Here is a 1640-nt window from a genome sequence, read left to right on the forward strand (position 1 = left end):
GTCACCGGGGTGGGGGGTGGCGTCACCGGGTAGGGGGCACAGGCCCGCCGCCCGGGCGTTGTCGAAGGCGTCGTCGACGGCGACCACGTCCCGGCCCCGGGCGTGGAGCAGGGCGGCGACGACCCCGGCTCGGTAGCCGCCGGCGCAGTGCACCCAGACCCGGCCGGCGGGGATCTCGTCGATCCGGGCGGGGATCTCGTGGATGGGGATGTGGACGGAGCCGGGGATGTGCGCCTCGCGGCGTTCCTGGTTCCGCCGCACGTCCAGCACGACCATCCCGCCCGGCTCGCCGGTGTCGCCGGTGTCGCCGGTGTCGCCGGTGTCGTCCCGACGATCGAGGGTCCGCGCGAGGTCCTCGAACGTCGCCCGGGCGTAGGAGGCGAGCGGTTCGCCGCCGGCCCAATCCCCCGGTGTCCCGGTGGCCATGGCGGCGGGGCGTTCGATGCCGATGCGGACCATCTCGCGCTGGGCCTCGGCGACATCCTCGGCGGTGGCGCCGAGCAGGACGACGGGGGTCCCCCACGGGATGAGCCAACCCAGGTAGGTGATGAAGGGACCGTCGAGGCCGAAGTTGAGGCTCCCGGTGAGGTGCCCGGCGGCGAAGGCCGTGCGATCACGCAGGTCCACGACCCATTCCCCGGCCTCGATGCGCCGTCGCAGTTCGGCGGGGTCGGCGACGGACGGCGGGGAGAGGTCCGGCGCCCCCGGGCCGGCGGCGTTGGCCGGCCCCATGTGCGCGTAGTACGCGGGGTAGGCGTCCAGGCCCGCGAGCAGTCGCTCGACGTAGGTCTCCTCGTCGGCGGTCAGCGCGATGTTGTCCTTCTTCTCGCCGCCGATGGTGCCGGTCTCGCCGGTGGCCTGCGTGGCGGAGCAGAAGGACCCGAAGCCGTGGGTGGGGTAGACGGCGGTGTCGTCGGGCAGTTCGTTCGCCAGTCGACGGGCCGAGTGCCACTGGGCGCGCACCAGGGTGTCGGTGTGGGCCGGGCCGAGCAGATCGGGACGACCGGTGGTGCCGTACAGCAGGGAGCCGCCGGTGAAGACCGCCACCTGCTCGCCGTCCGCCTCCAGCGCGTAGGACAGGTGGGTGTGGGTGTGGCCGGGGGTGTGGATCGCCCGGATCCGCATGGCGCCGACCTCGACGATCTCGCCGTCGCGGATGGGGGTGCGCTCGAAGGAGACCTCGTCGTCGGCGTTGACCAGGTAACGGGCGCCGACCTCGCGGGCGAGGGCGGGACCGCCGGTGACGTAGTCGTTGTGGATGTGCGTCTCGAAGACGTGGGTGATGCGCACCCCGGCGGCGGCGGCGAGCTCGGTGACCCGGTCGTGGTCGCGCTGCGGGTCGACCACCAGTGCCGTGGTGCCGTCGTGGGCGAGGTGGGTGCGGTCGCCGAGGCCCGGGGTCTCGACGGGAAGAACGGTGATCATTGGGCTCTCCTCGGTGGAGGCGGGATGTGGGGTCCGGGAGGCCGGACGTGATCGGCGGTCCCTGTCCGTCCCCGTCGGCGTGGGGGCGGCGGGTCGTCGCCGGTCGTTGCCCGAATCCATCGGAACCTCCTGTCGTCCGCGTGACGTTTATACCCCTGGGGGTATGCACGGTTCAACCGTAGCACCTTCTCGCTTATGCCCCCGGGGGTATCTGT

At 72.8% G+C, this 1640-nt stretch carries 1 protein-coding gene; it reads right to left on the reverse strand.

The features are described from left to right. The coding region (locus FNQ90_RS22395) for an MBL fold metallo-hydrolase (protein WP_182608005.1) at positions 1-1425 on the reverse strand (1425 nt) is incomplete at its 3' end. Between the last annotated feature and the right edge of the window lie 215 nt (positions 1426-1640).

The sequence above is a fragment of the Streptomyces alkaliphilus genome (genome assembly GCF_014141535.1).
GTDB classification, from domain to species: Bacteria; Actinomycetota; Actinomycetes; order Streptomycetales; family Streptomycetaceae; genus Streptomyces; species Streptomyces alkaliphilus.